The 20,667-nt window shown below is 36.0% G+C and carries 14 protein-coding genes; 4 read left to right on the forward strand and 10 right to left on the reverse strand.

What is annotated here, in order from left to right; all coding sequences use genetic code 11:
* Positions 1–2: 2 nt before the first annotated feature.
* Together BUB89_RS03055 and BUB89_RS03060 are read right to left on the reverse strand one after the other, a co-directional pair.
* Entirely contained in the window at positions 3–446 is a 444-nt protein-coding gene (locus BUB89_RS03055) for a nucleoside deaminase (RefSeq protein ID WP_073241723.1), read from the reverse strand.
* Between the two features lie 55 nt (positions 447–501).
* Positions 502–1,647: a Fic family protein gene (locus BUB89_RS03060; RefSeq protein ID WP_234982508.1), complete on the reverse strand. Its 1,146-nt coding sequence runs from the start codon at positions 1,645–1,647 to the stop codon at positions 502–504.
* Between the two features lie 251 nt (positions 1,648–1,898).
* Between BUB89_RS03060 and BUB89_RS03065 the strand changes: the two genes are divergently transcribed.
* The gene (locus BUB89_RS03065; protein WP_073241727.1) at positions 1,899–3,680 is read left to right on the forward strand and encodes a 1-deoxy-D-xylulose-5-phosphate synthase; all 1,782 of its coding nucleotides are present in this window, start codon (positions 1,899–1,901) and stop codon (positions 3,678–3,680) included.
* A gap of 37 nt (positions 3,681–3,717) precedes the next feature.
* Positions 3,718–4,848, forward strand: a complete 1,131-nt coding sequence (locus BUB89_RS03070; RefSeq protein ID WP_234982509.1) for a DUF3078 domain-containing protein — start codon at positions 3,718–3,720, stop codon at positions 4,846–4,848.
* A 4-nt stretch (positions 4,849–4,852) separates the two neighbouring features.
* On the opposite strand, the gene BUB89_RS03075 is transcribed toward BUB89_RS03070, so the two are convergent.
* From BUB89_RS03075 to BUB89_RS03085, 3 genes are all read right to left on the reverse strand, one after another.
* Positions 4,853–6,199 (reverse strand): deoxyguanosinetriphosphate triphosphohydrolase, encoded by a 1,347-nt coding sequence (locus BUB89_RS03075; RefSeq protein ID WP_073241729.1) that lies wholly within the window; start codon positions 6,197–6,199, stop codon positions 4,853–4,855.
* Between the two features lie 189 nt (positions 6,200–6,388).
* Positions 6,389–7,552 (reverse strand): hypothetical protein, encoded by a 1,164-nt coding sequence (locus tag BUB89_RS03080; RefSeq protein ID WP_073241731.1) that lies wholly within the window; start codon positions 7,550–7,552, stop codon positions 6,389–6,391.
* Between the two features lie 11 nt (positions 7,553–7,563).
* Positions 7,564–10,107, reverse strand: a complete 2,544-nt coding sequence (locus BUB89_RS03085) for a TonB-dependent receptor (RefSeq protein WP_073241734.1) — start codon at positions 10,105–10,107, stop codon at positions 7,564–7,566.
* Positions 10,108–10,382: 275 nt separating this feature from the next.
* On the opposite strand from BUB89_RS03085, the gene BUB89_RS03090 reads away from it, so the two are divergent.
* Entirely contained in the window at positions 10,383–11,195 is an 813-nt protein-coding gene (locus BUB89_RS03090) for a S1/P1 nuclease (RefSeq protein WP_073241737.1), read from the forward strand.
* A gap of 227 nt (positions 11,196–11,422) precedes the next feature.
* Here BUB89_RS03090 and BUB89_RS03095 read toward each other — a convergent pair whose 3' ends face one another.
* Positions 11,423–11,884 carry an Lrp/AsnC family transcriptional regulator gene (locus tag BUB89_RS03095; RefSeq protein ID WP_073241740.1) on the reverse strand — a complete coding sequence of 154 codons (462 nt, stop codon included), beginning with the start codon at positions 11,882–11,884 and terminating at the stop codon, positions 11,423–11,425.
* Positions 11,885–12,041: 157 nt separating this feature from the next.
* Between BUB89_RS03095 and metE the strand changes: the two genes are divergently transcribed.
* Positions 12,042–14,366 (forward strand): 5-methyltetrahydropteroyltriglutamate--homocysteine S-methyltransferase, encoded by a 2,325-nt coding sequence (metE, locus tag BUB89_RS03100; protein ID WP_073241742.1) that lies wholly within the window; start codon positions 12,042–12,044, stop codon positions 14,364–14,366.
* A 71-nt stretch (positions 14,367–14,437) separates the two neighbouring features.
* Here metE and BUB89_RS03105 read toward each other — a convergent pair whose 3' ends face one another.
* The 4 genes from BUB89_RS03105 to BUB89_RS03120 all read right to left on the reverse strand — a co-directional run bounded on the left by BUB89_RS03105 (position 14,438) and on the right by BUB89_RS03120 (position 20,642).
* Entirely contained in the window at positions 14,438–14,665 is a 228-nt protein-coding gene (locus tag BUB89_RS03105) for a hypothetical protein (RefSeq protein ID WP_073241744.1), read from the reverse strand.
* A gap of 42 nt (positions 14,666–14,707) precedes the next feature.
* Positions 14,708–16,123 (reverse strand): efflux transporter outer membrane subunit, encoded by a 1,416-nt coding sequence (locus tag BUB89_RS03110; RefSeq protein ID WP_073241887.1) that lies wholly within the window; start codon positions 16,121–16,123, stop codon positions 14,708–14,710.
* Positions 16,124–16,255: 132 nt separating this feature from the next.
* Complete coding sequence (locus tag BUB89_RS03115; protein ID WP_073241747.1) at positions 16,256–19,420, reverse strand: efflux RND transporter permease subunit; 3,165 nt, start codon at positions 19,418–19,420, stop codon at positions 16,256–16,258.
* Between the two features lie 10 nt (positions 19,421–19,430).
* Complete coding sequence (locus tag BUB89_RS03120) at positions 19,431–20,642, reverse strand: efflux RND transporter periplasmic adaptor subunit (protein WP_083552436.1); 1,212 nt, start codon at positions 20,640–20,642, stop codon at positions 19,431–19,433.
* Positions 20,643–20,667 lie beyond the last annotated feature (25 nt).

A 20,667-nucleotide genomic window follows, 5' to 3' on the forward strand; every position in this document is an offset into this window, starting at 1 on the left:
AATTATTTTCTCCTCGAAATAAAAAATCGTTTCATCAAATCGGCAGCTTCATTAGCCATAACTCCCGAAACTACAGCGGTTTTGGGATGCAACTTTGTTCCCATAACCATAAAACCGCGTTGTTCGTCTCGTGCTCCAAAAACAATTTTAGTAATTTGGCTCCAATACAAAGCACCGGCACACATCTGGCAAGGCTCTAAAGTCACATACAAAGTACAATCTTTTAAATATTTCCCTCCCAGAAAATTTGCTGCCGCCGTGATGGATTGCATTTCGGCATGAGCTGTAACATCATGCAGCATTTCGGTTAAATTATGACTTCGGGCAATGATGGTGTTATTGACTACGATAATGGCACCTACAGGGATTTCGCCTTTATCAAAAGCCATTTCGGCTTCCTGCAGCGCCTTTTTCATAAAATACTCGTCGGTGAAAATATTTTCCATACAGCAAAAGTACGATTTTGAAATAATTTTCGAGAGTTTAAAATGGATATCCCAACTAGGAAAGTAAATTCAAATCATAACTTCGATTTCTACCCTCTCCTTTAGGAATTAAAATATTTTTTATAGTCAGATCCTGTAAATCTCTTGTGGCAGTTGCTCTGGAGGTTTTGTTGATAGAAACATATTTTAGAACTGTCATACCACCTTGAAAACCGGAAATTCCACTTTCAAACATTTTTAAAACAGCCTTACTTTGTCTATCATTCATTTGCTTTTTAAAACGGTCTATAAACTTTGTTTTGTTTAACGTAAAAAGCACAATTTGTTTGGCATTTTTCTGAGATTCTAAAATTAATGTAGAAAAATATAGAATCCAGTGGGTGATGTCAAGTGTTTTTTGGGCTTGTTTTAAGGATTCATAATATTGTTTTTTGTTTTGTTCAATGGTGCTTGAAATGCTCATCAAAACAGGGCGATTTAAGGATTCTGAAAGACATTTTTTAGCAATTGTTCTGCCAATTCTGCCATTTCCATCTTCAAAAGGATGAATACTTTCAAAATACAAATGCGAAATGGAAGTTTTAATCAATGCTCTTTTAATATCCGTTGGTTTTACTTCAAAATCATTGTACCAATTGATAAACTTCTGCATTTCGGCAGGAACCTGGGTGGATGGCGGTGCTTCAAAATGGATAATTTCTTTACCAAAAGATCCCGAAACAATTTGCATAGGCTCCACACCACTTCTATACTCACCGGGATTAACCCGTTTTGAATACTCCATAAGAATTGCATGCCATTCCTTTATTATAAATTCCGTCAACTTTTCAGAATAAGAATTTCGAACTGTTACCATCAACTTTCCAATTCCCTGAGCTTTTTTGTCTCTAATTTGCCCCACAGCATCTCCAATACCTAAATTTTTCTTAATCGAAGACATCACATCTTCTCGGCTAAAAAATTCTCCTTCAATTTCTGAAGTTTTGACAGCCTCTGAAATCATAAACTGCAAAATAGTTTCCTGCTGAACTTCTGTTGGTAAAGAATCAACAAGACCTTTTAATTCCCCTGTTTCTAAGGCAAAATCTATACATAATGAATCTATAACAGAATCATCAAATTTGAATTTTTCCCAATTTAGATTTTGCCAATTGTATTGCATGAGGTGAATAATTATGTTAATCACCTCAAATATAGTCATTTTTTGAGGTGATTAGCAATAATAATCGACTCATTTTACTTTCACATAACTACTCTGTTAAAAAAATTTGACACGGATTCATCAATTAATTACAATTTATAACCAAACATGCACACGAATCACAATTATATTTAAAATTTGTGTCATCAAAATAATATCAAAATTTTATTATTATTTGTGAATTCGTGGCTAAAACTTAAAAAAAACAGATTTAAATTTAAAACCGTAAATTTGCTTTTTTTGAATTTCTAATGAAAAGTAATTTACTCGAACACATCCATACGCCAGCTGATTTACGCCAACTTGACGAAGCTCAACTTCCTCAATTAGCACAGGAATTACGTGCTTTTATAATCGATATTGTTTCGGTAAAAGAAGGGCATTTGGGTGCCAGTTTAGGAGTAATCGAATTAACGATCGCTTTGCATTATGTGTTTAACACGCCCGAAGATGCTTTAATCTGGGATGTAGGTCATCAGGCATACGGACATAAAATCCTAACGGGCCGAAGAGAAAATTTTCATACTAACCGCCAGTTAAACGGGATTTCGGGCTTTCCAAAAAGAAGTGAAAGTATTTATGATGCCTTTGGCGTAGGCCACTCCTCGACTTCTATTTCGGCAGCACTAGGAATGGCGATTGCATCTAATTTGAACGGCGATTTCGAAAAACAACACATTGCGGTAATTGGTGATGCTTCGATAGCCTCAGGAATGGCTTTTGAAGGATTGAATCATGCCGGAGTGACAAATGCTAACCTATTAGTGATTCTGAATGACAATGCTATCGGGATTGACCCGAGTGTGGGTGCCTTAAAAAACTATCTTACGGCTGTAAAAGAAGGAAAGAATCCCCGACAAAACAATATGATAAAATCCCTGAATTTTAATTATTCGGGACCAATTGACGGCAATGATATTTTTGCAGTTACCAAAGAATTAAAGCGTTTACAAAAAATAAAAGGTCCTAAATTTCTTCATGTAATTACTACCAAGGGGAAAGGACTGCATCAGGCAGAACAAGATCAGGTAAAATACCATGCTCCCGGAAAATTTGATGCCCTAACAGGAGAAATTATCCCAAAATTTGAAGAAAATCTTCCGCCAAAATACCAGGACGTTTTTGGTTTAACCATTTTGGATTTGGCACAAAAAAATAAAAAAATAATCGGGATCACTCCTGCTATGCCTTCGGGAAGTTCGCTGAAATTTATGATGGATGCTTTACCTGAACGCGCTTTTGATGTTGGGATTGCTGAGCAACACGCAGTAACCTTAGCCGCCGGAATGGCCACACAGGGAATGATTGTTTACTGCAATATCTATTCTACTTTTTTACAAAGAGCTTATGATCAGGTCATTCATGATGTCGCTTTGCAAAATTTACCCGTGGTATTTTGTCTGGACAGAGCAGGATTAGTGGGTGAAGACGGAGCCACACATCATGGTGTATTTGACATTGCTTATTTACGCTGTATTCCTAATCTTATTATTTATGCTCCTATTAACGAAATAGCATTACAAAACATCCTTTACACGGCTCAGTCCGGACTGGAACACCCTATAGCCATTCGTTATCCCAGAGGTCGCGGTGTGATTCAGGACTGGAAAAAAGAACATTTTGGTCATTATCAAAAAATAGAAACCGGAAAGGCATCTTGTATTAAAAACGGAAGCAAAGTAGCCGTTCTATCCAGCGGAACCATCGGCAATAATGTGATAACTGCACTGGACGAAATTGAAAATCCGGAACATATTGCTCATTATGATTTTGCATTTGTTAAACCTTTAGACGAGAAATTATTACACGAAATATTTCAAAATTTCAAATTCATTATTACAGTTGAAGATGGCACAGTTATTGGAGGTTTCGGAAGCGGAATTCTGGAGTTTGCAGCTCAGAACAATTACCAGTCTACTATTAAAACAGTAGGGATTCCGGATGAATTTATTGGACAAGGAACTGTAAACCAATTACAACAATATTGCGAAATTAGCGTTGAAACTCTAAAATCACTCTTTTTGAGCTATTAAAATAATAAATTTGCACACTTAAAATACCAATTCAGTAATGAAAGTAAAAAACCTAAATCTTCTTATCCTCTTACTACTATTTATTACTAATACAAGTAGTTTTTCACAAGTTGTTACAGATACAATTTCCAGGGATACCATTACCAAAAATTCTATTGTTGCGGATTCCGTTGCTACTGATTCAATCCCTGTAAAAATAATACTTAAGCCGGTACTACATGATAATTTTTACAGAAAACCATCTCCTCCCAAATTAAAATATAGTTTTGCGAGAATGGTTAGTCTCCCTGAAGTTATAAAAATAGAACCTCATTATTCTCATTGGAAAGGAAAAAACATTTTAGGGTTTGATATTTCCGAAATTGCATTTGTAAACTGGAGTGCGGGGGGAACCAGCTCTATTTCCGGATTACTGAAAGGAGATTTCAACAGAACCTATGAGAGAAAATATACCAAATGGGTGAACGAACTCAGCATCAGATACGGAATGAACAAACAGGACGGAATTGAAGTTCGTAAAACCGACGATGCTTTTAGATTCAACTCAACTTTTGGATACCGAAAAAATCCGGAAAGCAACTGGTTTCATTCGGGAAAACTTAACTTTAATACGCAGTTAACTAACGGTTATAAATACCCAAACAAAGACAATCCTATTTCCAGACTTTTTGCCCCGGCTTATATGTTTTTAGGAACAGGAGCTGAGTACAGCAAAAAAAATAAAGATTTTGTTTTTTATGCCTCACCTTTTACCTACAAAGCAACTTTGGTATGGGATCAGGAGTTAGCTGACAAAGGATCTTTTGGGGTTGAAAAGGCTATTTATGATGAAGAGGGAAACATTGTAAGAAGAGGTAGAAGAGCTAAAAATGAAGTAGGTGTATTGATTACCAATCATTATAAAAGCGAAATTTCAAAAAATGTGATTTTTGTAAGTAATGTCAGTCTCTATTCCGACTATATTAACAAATTTGGAAATGTCGATATAGACTGTGATTTAGCTTTAAATTTAGTGGTAAATCAATATGTAAAAGCAAATATAGGCACCCGTATTTTATATGACGATGACATCAAAAACAAAACAGAAATTGATGGCGTTGAGGTTAACGAAGGACCTAAAACCCAGTTGAAACAGGTTTTAGGAGTAGGTATTACGTATGCTTTTTAAGCCTTTATCGCTTTTTTGTACCATTAATTGTCTCATATAATTCCAATGCATTACCGTCGGTAAGCAGGGATACGTAATGACAAATATGCAACAAGCGATCATATAGATTTTCTTTTTCTAAATGGTGCTTTTCCGGCAATAATTTCAATATTAACTTATCATAATTAGAAGCTGTGCCATTAAATTTATTATCATAAGCGGTAATAAACTTATCCAGTAAAGTCTGGATAATCTGGTAGCCCACTAATTCTTTTTCAATCACTTCCCGGCTTTGGTAAATATTAGCAATACTAATTTTGATAATATCATCCATCTGTGCTTTGTATTTGCTTTTGTCCATTAATGCAAAAGGAAATTGTCCTTTTAAAATAGCTTCTTCATTAGCAATAAACACTTTTACGGCATCATTTATCAGGCTGCTTATCGCTAATGCCCGTAAATAACTAATCCGGTCTTCTTTAGTTTCTAAAGTTTTATATTTAGAGGTATTGATACTGTCTTTCACTAGTTTAATCAGGTATTCCAAAGCAAAATCTTCGGAAACCAAACCTAAATTAATACCATCTTCGAAGTCAATAATGGTATAACAAATATCATCTGCCGCTTCTACTAAATAAGCCAGCGGATGCCTTTCAAAACCAATATCATCTCCGGATTTGTTAGGAATCAAACCCATATCCTGAGCAGCTTCTTTAAAAAAAGCGGCATCAGCCTGAAAGAAACCATATTTTTTATCAGCAATATTTCGGGTAGGTTTTTTAGGCAAACTCTCTTTTGGGTATTTCATAAAAGCACCAAGAGTCGCATAAGAAATACGAAGACCACCTTCAATTCCCGGACGACTGGAGGTCATTACCGAAAAACCATTGGCATTTCCTTCAAAATCAATTAAGTCCTGCCATTGTTTTGGACTCAGGTATTCCTGGTATTTTTTTCCTTTTCCAATAGAAAAATACTCCCCAATAGCTTTCTCTCCCGAGTGACCAAAAGGAGGATTTCCAATGTCATGCGCTAAAGAAGCAGCGGCAACAATAGCTCCAAAATCATTCATATGATAACCATGAACATCTTGTAAATACGGATATTTTTCGATGATTTTTTTACCAACCAAACGCCCTAAAGAACGTCCCACAACCGAAACTTCTAAACTATGGGTCAATCTGGTGTGTACAAAATCAGTCTTAGAAAGCGGAATCACCTGGGTTTTATCCTGTAAACTTCTAAAAGCTGCCGAAAAAATAATACGGTCATAATCTACTTCAAATCCTAATCGGGTGTCATCTTGCTCAATTCGTAATCGTTTGCTTGTATCGCCTTGTCGTTTTAAAGATAGCAGTTGTTCCCAGTTCATTTTGATTTTGATTGAAGATTAACGTCCCGATAGCTATCGGGATTGATTTTAGATTTAAAAAACCAAAAATACGTTTTATTTTAAGATTCCTAAAAACAAAAACAGCTTGTGTTGTAGAAATAAAAAGGGTTGTCCATTTTGGTTTTAAACAAAACGAACAACCTTTTTAAAATTATTGTTTTTAAAAGATTACATTTCTACATAAACGTACTCTTTAGAACTGTCCAGTTTTACGGTAAAACTTTCGGTACCTGCTGATCCTTTGTAAACATTGATGGTTACTAAAAATTCCTGATCTACTTCGGCATCCGGAAAATTTTTCTTTAAAACAACATTAAAAGCTTTTAAAAGCGCATCGTCACTCCAGCCGGTTGTTCCGCCTGTCCTGCTGAAATTCCCAAAACTAGTTAAGTTAGCCACTTGATTTACTAAAGTTGTTTCTGAAGCTAAACCTGCAGCAGCTGCAGCATAATCAGCTGTAGCAAACGTATATTTAATAACATTGTTAGATACCCAGACTCCATTTTTAAATTTAAAATTAACCGTTTGCTGCGTTATTAATGGAATAACTTTCCACGCTGTTCCATCGTATTGATATTGCAGCAAAGTGTCTTCGCTTTTTCGGACATTGTTACTATCAACATACGTATAAACATAGATCACAGACTGGATATCTCCCATTTCAGCAAAGGGTTTTACAGTAGATTTTAAGTAAATCGCAATTCTTTTTTCGGCTATAGATTTATCTGAAAAATTAGGAAAAGATTGTCCTAAAAGGGTATAATCTGTGGCCGTTAATGCAAATGTAGTTTCCCATACCAATTTATCATTGAATAAAAAGCTTTTAGTAACAGGATCTGCTATATTTTGAGCTTTATAAGTCAGTTTTATTACGTTTCCTTTGACCGCTGCAGGAAATTTATATTTCAAAAATGTTACCACAGCAGCATCATTGGAAAAATTCCCGAAACGAGCCACATTTCCTCCCTGACTAATGTAATCTTCGGCAGTAACAGTGTAAGCCGTAGTAGCTGTTATTGTGGCAGCAGGGCGGTATAAATTATAATCAACCACGGCAATCGCACCTTCAACACGAACTAATTTTTTTATAATTATAGCCGGGATTTTAGCTATTGCGTCTTCTTCAGATGAAATTCCTTTGTATTTTTCGTAATCATCAGTCTTAGATGTTGGGTCAATTGCTGCATAATCAGCATCAACAAGGGTGTATTTTAAGTCGGTTTTTACCGGACTGGGAATAGCTCCTAATTCATCGTATGTTTTTTCTAATTCGCTTTCACATGACAGTAATCCTATGGCAAGAGAAAGAAATAAATATTTTAAATTCTTCATAATGGTTGGTATTAGAAATTAATAATTGAGCTGATACTAAATGTTCTTCCGGCTCCAAAAAACACAGTTGCTCCCTGAGCTGTTCCGTCATTATCATTGGCTCTGGTAATATATTCTGTATTGAATACATTATTGATTCGGGCAATTATTTTAGCATCTAAATTTAAAATCCTGAATTTGTGCAATAGGGAAGCATCAAATAAATGAAAACTAGGAACTTTCCATGGATCTATCCCTTCGCTGGTACGATTACCCGGATTGAAGTCGGCATAATACCTGTCATAATAATTGTAATCAACATTCAAACTTGTTCTTGGAGTTATAAAATACCTTGCTCCTAAAGCAGCGGTAGTTTGTGCCGAACGACCTACCGGAAGATCCTTGATAAATAAATTTAAATTGCTGATCACATTCTGATCAGAATCAGTAATAACAGCAGTTACATCATTTTTCCATCTCCAGTCTCCTAACGACAGCATTCCGGTAAAGGTAAAATCAGTAGTAGGACGGTATTCAAAATCAACCTCAACACCCTGATGCAAGGCATTTACTCCCAAAATATTAGTGTAAACAATTTCCGTAGCATTAGTCGTTGGATTGAAAGCCGTTCTGGTATCCGTTTGGGTTCTGTCATTCCATAGTGTTCTGTATAAATTTACATTGGCAGCAAACTTTGGAAGACGTAAACCATAACCTAGTTCAACACTGAATATTTTTTGATTTTCAGCATCTTTATTGGTTTCATCATTATTATTTGTTGCCCAGACTGCTGAAAAATAAGGTGCTCTTTCAAAATACCCCACATTTACAAAAACATTGTTGAAATTATCAATACGGTAGTTACCTCCTGTTTTAGCTCCGTATCCCAAAAAATCTACGTTATCGGTTTCTCTGCTTGAATCAGTAGCTAATTTTCTAAAATAATCTACTCTTTTATAGGTAGTATTAGAACCATTTAAAGCTACAAAAGCAGAGAAATTATCCTGATCATACTCTAATTGTGCAAAACTGCCGTACCAATTAACAAACCCATCATTATAAAATCCTATTTTATCACCTACTACAGCTGCTTTATTGGGATTGTTCACATCACTATTGTCTTTGTAGAACTGACCTCCTAACAAATCGTCTACTTTCTTATAATGAATCCCTTTATAATAACGGTAATCTAAACCACCTATAAAAGTAAAATTTTCATTGATTTTACTATTCCACGTACTGATAGCACCAGCCCATATATGATCATTAGCCGTAGTCTGAATAATTGCAGTAGATTCACCATTAGCAATATTTTCATCAACCACGCGATCCACATCAACAGGACCTAACTGCCCTAAACGATAAGCATTAGGACCGGTAAGTTTTCCTTTATCAGGACCGTCTTCAAAGTTCACTCCTCCTTTTCCGGAAGAATAATACACCGCTGTCGCAATCTTATTATTCTCATTTATAGTCCAGTAATGATTCATCGAAATCAACGGTTTGTTGAAAAAGTTTTCACTCAGGGCAAATAACTGACCGTTTTTATATCCCCAGCCTTTATTTAATTTAATACCTCTTTCGCTGGATCTGTAATCCTGGATAGGCAAACGTTCAAAACGCTGTCCGTGTCTTTGAGTAGCACCGGTACCGGTTAAAACCAATCGGTGTTTTTCATTAAACGTTTTCGAAATACTGGCAAAATAAGATACCCCTTCAAATGGTGTTCCGTCAACATAACCATCTCCTGATATTTTATCAGCATAGACTGTTGCAGCAAACCCATTATTGAGCATTCCTGTAGAAAGTTTCACCCCTACTTTTTGATAATTATTATTTCCTACACTGTAACTTACCTGTCCGCCTTCTTCAGCATCGGTATTATCAGTAATGGTATTTATGGTTCCTCCTATCGATGGCACTGCAACTTTTGAAGCTCCTAAACCTCTTTGCACCTGAATGGATGAAGTAACACTTCCTAATCCGGTCCAGTTAGACCAGTATACGCGTCCGCCTTCCATGTCGTTCACCGGAATTCCATTAATTAATACCGCTACATTCTCTGAGTTAAATCCTCTTAAGGTTACTTCTCCGTCTCCAAATCCTCCACCCTCTCTACTGGCATAAACTCCGGGAACCGATTTCAAAATCTCAACAAATTCCTGATTTCCTAACTTTAACTCAATATCCTGTTTTTTAATTGTCGAAACTGCCACAGGCGTTTTTCGGTCTACCGCTCTTGAAGAAAACACCAGTACTTCATCTAATCCTAAAGACGAATCTTCTAAAACAATCTCTATTTTATTAGAATCATCTACGTTAAAAGGAACTTTTTTAGTTACATACCCAATCATTGACACCACTACTGTTCCTTCTTGTTTGCTGGTATTAAATTGAAATTCTCCTTCACCATCCGTAATTGTACCTTCATTTGTTCCTTCAATTACTATCGAAGCTCCAATTAAAGGAATTTGTTTTTCGTCTTTAATATTTCCTGAAATTAATTTCTTGCTTTGCGAATAAATCTTAGTCATACTTATTAAGATTAATACCGCGACTAGTACAATTTTCTTCATTATCTTTTAGTTTAATTTGAGTTGTAAAACTAGAAGTTCTGACTGCTGTGAGGGTTATGGTATTTTTATAAAAACAACTCCAAATTATTAAGTAAAAATTAACGATGTTAACAAAAAGCTTTCAGAATCAAATGAAATCCAGACAGATAGTCTTTAATTTTCAATCCTGCTCTTTTTTTATTTTCGATAATATAACCTTTTAGACACAAGTACTTAATTTACTTCTTTTTGATTTTTCATTCCTTAGCACATTATTATAAAAACAAATAAACAGCATGAAAAAGATATTTTTTTTGGTAATCATCAGTATGAGTTTCACGGTTTATTCCAGTCCTGATTGGGGAAAAACAGGTCACCGAACCGTGGGCGAAATTGCCTCTCATTACTTGCCGAAAAAGACCCTAAAAAAAATAAATACCTTATTAGAAAACACTTCTGTTGCAGCGGTTTCTGTCTTTGCAGATGACATTAAAAGTGACGATAAATACAATCAATATTATTCCTGGCATTATGTAAACTTTAGCGGGAATAAAAAGTATAAAGAAGAAGCCATCAATCCTGAAGGGGATATTTTACAGGGAATTAAAACCTGCATACTCAACATTCGATCCAAGACAACGACAAAAGAAGAAAAAGCATTTGCTTTAAAAATGTTAATTCATTTTATGGGTGATTTACACATGCCTCTACACGTGGGAAACACTGCAGATAAAGGCGGTAATTCGATTCCTGTAAAATGGTTTGGACAAAATTCTAACCTCCATCGGGTTTGGGATTCTGATATGATTGATGACTACCAAATGAGCTACTCTGAACTCGCGGATAATAATATAGAATTAGCTGACGCTCAAATTAAAGAAATGGAAAATGGAACTTTACTGGACTGGGTATATGAGTCCAGACAATTAGCTTTATCCGTGTATGATGGAGTTCAGACGGAGGAAAAACTGGGTTATGAATACATGTACCATAATTTTCCAATAGTTCAAAAACAGTTACAAAAAGGAGGTATCAGATTAGCTATAGTTCTTAAAGAAGTTTTTAAATCAAAATCAAAATGGCTGGATGCTTTTTTATCTAATGTGTAATTAATTTTTGATGATAATTTTTCGTCAGTTCGAGTAATCCCGTTTTCGGACGGGATTGTATCGAGAACAAGAAAAATTATTATCAAAAACGATTCTCGATACATTTTTTACTCCATTTCATTACGCAAAAAACACTCGAATTGACGTTTTTGATAATTACACCCAATGGGTTAAATTGTAATACAAGTTGCTTTTTTAGATAAAGAGCAACTTGTAGTATAGCTTTTTTAAAAATGAAAAGCCGTACTATTTTTAATTTCGCCCATCACAAAAATACTTTGGGTATTCCCAATATTCTCAATAGTCGATAATTTATTCATTACAAAATCCTGATAACTTGCCATATCGGCAACCAGAATCTTAAGCATAAAATCATAATCACCTGCAATATTGTAGCATTCGATAATCTCCGGAAGCGCCACAATATCTTTTACAAAATTGGCTCCTACGTTTTTAGCATGTTCTTTTAATCGTACATTACAAAAAACAGTCATTCCCAGATTTAGTTTCTTTTTGTCTAATAAAGCTACATATTTCATAATATAACCTTCGCGTTCGAGTCTTTTGATTCGTTCATAAACAGGAGTTGCTGTCAGAAATAATTCGCTTGCCAGCTCTTTTATATTGATATTGGAGTCGGCTTGTAGTCGTTTTAGGATTTGAATATCAGTTGCATCAAGATTTTCCATAGTATAATTTACTGTAAAAATGTTTTTTGAGAGTCTTTATTAGTTTTTAATACTGTAAAAATACATTTTTACAATTCTATTTACTTAAAAAAAAGCTAATTTTTAGTATTAATAACTAACAATATACTTTTGTAAAGTAAAAAATACTAAAAAAATTATGAAGACAAATAATCTAGGTTATCCAAGAATAGGAAGCAACAGAGAACTAAAAAAATCCAGTGAATTATACTGGGCGGGCAAAATTCCGGTTCAGGAATTATTGGCTACAGCCGCAACAATCAGAAAAGAAAACTGGCAATTACAAGCTCAGGCAGGAATAGATTTGATTCCTTCCAATGATTTTTCTTTCTACGATCAGGTATTGGATTTAACCCTGACATTAGGTGCAATCCCCGCTCGTTACGCCGAAATTGCTAAAACAAAACCGGCCTTAGACTTATATTTTGCTATGGCAAGAGGTTCTCAAAAAGAAGGACAGGACGTGGTAGCGATGGAAATGACTAAATGGTTTGATACCAATTACCATTACATCGTTCCGGAATTTACTAAAAATCAGCAATTTTCTTTATTTTCAGAAAAAATAATTGACGAATTCAAAGAAGCAAACCAACTTGGAATTAAAACAAAACCGGTATTAATAGGACCTATTACCTATTTATTATTAGGAAAAGAAAAGGAAGAAGGCTTCCATCGTATTGATCTTATTGATTCTCTATTGCCGGTTTATTTTGAAATCTTAGAAAAACTGAAAGCGGAAGGCGCTACTCACATCCAGTTTGACGAACCGTTTTTAGCACTGAATCTTACTGATAAAGAAAGAAATACTTACACAAAAGTATATCACGAAATCAATAACCGTTTTCCTGATTTGAAAGTGATTCTGGCGAATTATTTTGATTGTTTTGGTGAAAATATCGAAACTGCATTAGCATTGCCGGTAGATACGTTGCATTTGGATTTAGTACGTTGCCCGTCTCAATTAGATGATATTTTAGAATCCGGGAAACTGGCTGCTCATGTAAATCTTTCTCTTGGTGTTGTAGACGGAAGAAATATTTGGAAAAATGATTTCAAAAAATCCTTGGCTTTTATCGAAAAAGCTGTCGCTGCACTGGGAACTGACCGTATATTAATTGCTCCTTCCTGCTCTTTAATCCATTCGCCTTGTGATTTAGATTTAGAAACAAACGACCAAACGCTGACTCCCGAAATCAAACAATGGCTGGCTTTCGCCAAACAAAAAATTGAAGAAACAGTTGTGCTTCGAAATTTAGCTTCGGGAGAAATCACCGAAAATGATCAGGCTCATTTTCAGGAAAACACCCTAGCTAACGAAAACCGAAAAACTTCCAAATTGATTCACAATGACGGAGTAAAAAACCGTGTGGCAAGTATTACAGCCGGAGATGATGAACGCAAAAATGCATTTGCTGTTCGAAGAAAAAAACAAATTGAAGCTTTACAATTGCCTTTATTCCCCACAACTACTATTGGTTCTTTTCCACAAACTCCCGAAGTAAGAAGCTGGAGAGCCAAGTTTAAAAAAGGGGAATTATCACAATCTGAATATGATGCTTTATTGCAAAAAGAAACCGAAGAAACCATCCGTTTTCAGGAAGAATCAGGAATCGATGTTCTGGTTCATGGTGAGTTTGAACGCAACGATATGGTGGAATATTTTGGAGAACAACTTGACGGATTTTCTTTTACTAAAAACGGCTGGGTTCAAAGTTACGGCAGCCGTTGTGTAAAACCTCCCGTTATTTATGGCGATGTTTCACGCCCTAATCCTATGACGGTAAGATGGGCAGAATTTGCTCAATCCTTAACACCTAAATGGGTAAAAGGAATGCTAACGGGTCCGGTAACTATTTTACAATGGTCTTTTGTTCGTAACGATCAGCCCCGATCAGAAACCTGTACCCAAATTGCACTTGCCATTCGTGATGAAGTGGTCGATTTAGAACAAGCCGGAATTAAAATCATTCAGATTGACGAACCTGCCATTCGAGAAGGATTGCCATTGCGAAAAGAAGAATGGGCTAATTATCTGGACTGGGCAATTAAAACATTTCGAATTTCAGCCAGCGGAGTTGCTGATGACACCCAAATTCACACGCACATGTGCTACAGTGAATTTAATGATATTATTCAAAATATTGCTGATATGGATGCCGATGTGATTACTATCGAATGTTCGCGTTCGCAAATGGAATTACTGGATGCTTTTGCCGATTTTAAATATCCTAACGAAATTGGTCCCGGAGTATACGATATTCACTCGCCACGTGTTCCTTCGAATGATGAAATGGTTCATTTACTGGAAAAAGCGGCTGCGGTAATTCCTGCTGATCAGTTATGGGTCAATCCGGATTGCGGATTAAAAACACGTCATTGGGATGAAACTAAAAAAGCGTTGATCGAAATGGTAAATGCCGCTAAAAAAATGCGTATTGCTGCCAAAAATACTGTTCTTGCTTAATTTTTTTTTATTATTTAAAAACCCTGGCTGAATTACATTCGACCAGGGTTTTTGCATTTATTGATTTCTGATTACAGAGCCATCTGATTGTATTTAATTTGATGTTCCAAAAAAATTAACTGGATTTCTGAATAAGACAAATTCGAATTTTCGATAGAAATCAGACTGTTTTTTTCCTGCTTTTTAAATTTCAAAATAGCATTGGGACTTAAATTTAAAAGATCATAAGTAACCCAAAATTTCTGATACACAGAGTTAAGATCGGTATTAAAAAGATAATTATTAAATTTTGAATTCATTTTTTACTGCTTAAAATTATTTAAAAAATAGTTGTAAACCGGTTATTCCCAACCGCCACCCAGGGCGCGATACAACTCTACATTAGAGGATAATCGGTCTTTTTTTATTGTTGCCAATTCCAGTTCTGCCGCTAAAAGGTTTCCTTGTGCAACAATCACTTCAAGATAAGTCGCCATTCCGCTTTTAAAAAGCATATCAGCATTTCCTATTGCTTTTTGGAGTTTTTCAACCCGTTGTTTTGCAATATCATATTGCTCTTCTTGTTTCTTAATTTTTGCAAGAGCATCAGATACTTCCTGAACCGCAACTAAAACGGTTTGCTTAAATTGCAATATGGACTGTTCTCTTTGGACCTTAGCTACTTCATATTGGGTCTTTAGTTTTTTACTGTTCAAAATAGGAGCAGTTAATCCTCCTGTTACTGATCCAAATAAAGAAGCCGGAATATTAAACCAGTTATTGAATTCAAAGGAGTTAACACCGGTTACGGCAGTGATATTTAAAGCCGGGTACAAACTTGCTTTTGTAATTCCTACTTTTGCATTAGCCATTGTAACTGCTAACTCAGCGCTTTTTACGTCCGGTCTTTTTTCTAACAACTTAGAAGGAATTCCTGCCGAAAGATTTTCCTTAACAAGAATTGTGTTTAGTTTACTTTCCCTTTCTTTGGCATCCGGAAAACTTCCTGATAAAACACTTAAAGCATTTTCCTGAATTTCAATGTTCTGTTCCAATTTTGGAATTAACTGAGCCGCAACTAATCGTTGTGCTTCAGTTTGATCTTTAGCCAATGAAGTTAACTGACCTGATTCAAATTGTAAATTAACAATGAACAACGTGCTGTCATTTAAAACCAGTGTTTTTTTAGCAATTTCAAGCTGTGCATCAAGCATCAGTAAATCATAAAAACCCTTAGAAACTGTAGCTACAATAGTAGTTTGCAGTGCTTTTTTAGCTTCCGCTGTTTGCATATACGCTGCTAAAGCACTTTTCTTCTGATTTTTTATTTTCCCCCAAATATCAGCTTCCCACGATAGATTTAATCCGGCCGAAAAATCTTCCAGGTGTTGTTGACCTAAAAACTGAGAGGTACTTAAGCCATTTAAACTATTATCTGAAAGACGATTTGTTACTGCCGTAGCATAGGCATTCAACTGAGGGATATTTCCCCATTTAGACTGCTTAAATTGTAAATTGGCAATAGCTATATTTTTCTCTGCAATTTGTAAATCATTATTTTTTATCAATGCAATATCAATAAGTTTTACTAAATCAGGTTCTTCAAAAAAAGATTTCCATTTAATAGCAGCACTATTTGTGGTATCAGCAACTACCTGATTTCTGAAATTTTCAGGGAGTATCTCTTTTGGAGCTTCAATATCCTTTGAAACGGTACAGGATAGTATTGTGATGGTCAAAATGGCGACCATCACAATTTTAGTTATATATTTTTTCATTTTATAAATTGTCATTAAATTTCTGTACAAGTATCTTTTCTGTTTTCTAAATCTTTAGAAACCTTGTACGATATATAGCCGATCCCAATAATAATGGCCAGCAGAATTGTCGTTATAAAATTTTCCATTTTTCTATTTTTCTTCGTTATGAATTACGGCTATTGGTTTTCCGGTAACTTTTTCCTGTAAATGCTGGAATACGATGAATAAAACCGGGATAACCAATAACCCCAGAATTACTCCTGAAACCATTCCTCCGGCTGCTCCAATACTAATCGAATGATTTCCTTGTGCAGACGGTCCTGTGGCACTCATCATTGGGATTAATCCCACTACGAAAGCCAGTGATGTCATGATAATGGGACGCAAACGTAATTTAGCCGCCTCTATCGATGCTTTGACTAATGCCTGTCCGGATTTTCGTTTTTGGACGGCAAATTCGACAATCAGAATCGCATTCTTAGCCAGCAATCCAATAAGCATTACCAGTGCAACCTGTACATAAATATTGTTTTCGATTCCTGTTAAACCAATGGCAGCAAATACACCAAAGATTCCAGCCGGAATAGAGAATATAACAGCTAAAGGCAGGATGTAGCTTTCATATTGTGCCGCAAGTAAAAAGTAAATGAATATCAAACACAGTAAGAATATGGTTGCCGACTGACCACCTGATGAAATTTCTTCTCGGGTTTGTCCTGAAAATTCATAACTGTAACCTGCAGGTAATTGCTGTGCCGCTACTTCTTCAATGGCTTTAATGGCATCTCCGGAACTAAATCCCGGTTTCGGAATGGCATTTATCGAAATCGAATTAAACAGGTTGTATCTGGAAGCTGTTTCCGAACCATAAATACGGCTTAGTTTTACTAAAGTGTTTATTGGAACCATTTCGCCACGGTTATTTTTCACAAAAACCCTGTCAATTGCTGACGGATCTGCTCTGTCGTCAATATCCGCCTGAACCACTACTCTGTAATATTTCCCAAATCGGTTAAAATCGGATGCTTGTGCACTACCAAAATAAGCCTGCATCGTTTGCAGAATATCCTTTACTTTAACACCTAACTGATCGGCTTTTTCGTCGTTGATATCCAATTGTAATTGTGGATAATCGGCTTTGAAAGAAGTAAAAGCTACCGCAATTTCAGGACGCTTCATCAATTCTCCAATAAAGCTTTGAGAAATTCCGCTAAACTTATCCAGTTTACCTCCTGTTTTATCCTGTAGCACTAAATCTAAAGCTTCCACATTACTAAATCCGGGAACTGTTGGAAAACTAAACACAAAGAAGCTTCCGCCGGAAATCGCCCCTAACTTGCCACGAACCTGATTCATGATTTCGTCAATATTTTTAATCGCACCGCGTTCTTCATTTGGTTTCAACAACACAAAAACTACTGCCGATGACGGACTGGTAGAATTAGTCAATAAATTGAAACCTGAGATCGCTGTAACGTCTCTGGAAGCATCTAATTTGCTTAAAACTGCTTCAGCTTCTGTCATTACTTTTTGAGTTCCGTCAAGCGAAGTTCCTGAAGGGGTATTAACAGCAATAGCAATAAATCCCTGATCTTCTGTGGGGATAAATCCTGCAGGAGTTGTTTTTACCATTACAATTGTAGCAATAGTAATTAAAGCCAAACCGCCTAAACTTAACCATTTTCTGCGAATTAAGAATTTAAGTCCGCCTACATAACGGTTAGTTAAGGATTCAAAACTGCTGTTAAATGCAGTAAAGAATTTTTCTTTGAATCCCTTTTTCTCATAAGGAACATCTTTATCATGAGCTGCGTGATTATCTTTTAAAAATAATGCGGCAAGTGCAGGACTCAATGTTAACGCGTTTACTGCCGAAATTACAATTGCTATGGCCATCGTAAAAGCAAACTGGCGATAGAAAACTCCGGTGGAACCTTCCATAAAACCAACCGGAAGGAATACAGCAGCCATTACCAGCGTAATCGAGATAATAGCACCTGTTATTTCGTGCATAGCTTCATGTGTGGCTACTTTTGGAGACAAATGTTTGTGCTCCATTTTAGCATGCACGGCTTCGACCACTACAATAGCGTCATCCACCACAATACCAATTGCCAGAATTAAAGCAAAAAGTGTTAAAAGATTAATCGAAAAACCAAATAACTGCATGAAGAAGAACGTTCCTAAAATGGCTACTGGTACCGCAATAGCAGGAATTAATGTAGATCTGAAATCCTGAAGGAATATAAATACCACAATAAATACTAATAGAAAAGCTTCTAATAAGGTGTGTTTTACCTGATCGATGGATTGGTCCAGAGACACTTTGGTACTGTAAAAAATATTGTGTTTGATATCTGTTGGGAAATCTTTCGAAGCTTTCTCCATCAATTTGTTAATCGCAATCTGAATATCATTGGAATTAGAACCAGCCAACTGAATGACACCTATTACAATCCCTTTTTTACCATTTAAACGGGTTAAACTGTTATAAGAATACGCTCCAAGTTCTACTCTGGCAACATCTTTTAAACGAAGGATTGAACCATCAGCATTGGAACGAATAGCAATGTTTTGATAATCCTCCGGTTTGGTCAGTTTTCCTTTGTATTTGATTACATATTCAAAAACTTCTTTACTTCTTTCTCCAAATTTACCCGGAGCAGCCTCTAAGCTCTTGTCCTGAATAGCTGCCATCACTTCGTTTGGTGTCACATTGTGTGTCGCCATCTGAGTTGGATTTAACCAGACTCTCATCGAGTAATCTTTCACTCCACCAAAAATACTGGCAGCACCTACTCCCGGAATACGTTTAATTTCGGGAATAATATTAATTTGGGCATAATTAGCAACAAAAGTCTGATCGTATTTGGATTCATCATCGGTATACATACCAATTGCCATGATGAAACTGTTTTGTTGTTTTGCGGTGATTACTCCTTGCTGAACCACCTCTGCAGGCAACTGACTTGTAGCCTGAGCCACTCTGTTTTGCACGTTAACCGCAGCCTGATCAGCATCTGTACCTAATTTAAAGAAAACAGTAATCGCTAAAGTTCCGTCATTACTGGCAGTAGAACTCATGTAAGTCATGTTCTCCACCCCATTTATCGATTCTTCCAGAGAAGGTGCAACCGAACGTAAAACCGTTTCGGCATTGGCTCCCGGATATACCGCCGTTACTAAAACCGATGGTGGCGCAATATCAGGAAACTGTTGTAAAGGCAATTTTGTAAGTCCAAGCACACCCAGAATCACCAATAGAATGGAGATAACCGTTGCCAGTACAGGTCTTTGTATAAATATTTTGAACATTGTATGTAAATTATTTTTTAGTAATGATTTGGGCAACTTCAACAGCTGCTTTTTGAGGCTGGATTAACTGACCTTCCTGAAGTTTATCGATTCCGCTTAAAACAATTTGGTCACCGGTTTTCACACCATCACTAATCAGATAGTTAGTACCGCTTTTACCAATAATAGTGACCGGCATTTTGTTTACTTTATTTTCTTTGTTTAAGGTGAAAACAAATACTTTATCCTGCATTTCTATCGTAGCCGATTGTGGAACAAGTATAGCATCGTCATGGTTAATTCCTAAACGAATTTTTCCTGTATTTCCGGAACGCAATGTTCCGTTTGCATTGGGGAAAGTTGCTCTTAAAGTAATTGCTCCGGTAGTTTTATCAAACTGGCCGTCTACCATATCAATTTTTCCTGCTTTTGCGTAAGCATTATTATCAGCCAAAATCAAAGTTACAGGAGGTAAATTTTTAATTTTATCTCCAATAGTAGTTCCGGCATATTGTGATTTAAATTTGATAAAATCAGTTTCTCCTAAAGAGAAATAAACAAAAACTTCGTGAACATCCGAAAGTGTTGTCAAAGGTTCAATATCAGTAGCTGAAACCAGACTTCCCTGCTTTTTAGGCAACCTTCCTATGTAACCGCTTACGGGAGCTTTTACATTGGTATATCCTAGATTAATTCTGGCAGATGCTACCATGGCTCTTGCCTGCTCAATATTGGCAGCAGCAATTTTTTGAGAAGCCTTAGCCGTTTTTAACTGATAATCTGAAACTACTTTGTTTTGTACCAAAGGCGTTAATTTATCCACTTCTAACTGAGTGTTGATCAAAGCAGCTTCGGCAGCATGAAGACTGGCTAGTGCGTTGTTTAACTGCTCACGAAAAGGACGTTCATTTATTTTAAATAAACTCTGACCTTTAGTGACATATGCCCCTTCGTCAACTAAAACGCAATCCAGGTTTCCGCTTACCTGTGGGCGAATTTCTACATCTACAGTTCCTTGTATCGAAGCAGGATATTCGGTTTCGGTAGTAACATCTTCGTTAATAATACTCAGGACAGGTAATTGAGGCGCTTCGGGAGCGGCAGGAGCGGTATTTTTATCGGCACAACTGATAAAAAATAGTGCTATTAAGCTTAATAAAGTAACTTTTTTCATAATGGAGATTTGATTTAATTTGGTCTTTGCTATTGCTACTGTTTTTGGAATAATCGTTTCAGAATTCATGCTGTTTGTAATTAATATTAATGTT

This window comes from Flavobacterium flevense (assembly GCF_900142775.1).
Taxonomy (GTDB): Bacteria; Bacteroidota; Bacteroidia; order Flavobacteriales; family Flavobacteriaceae; genus Flavobacterium; species Flavobacterium flevense.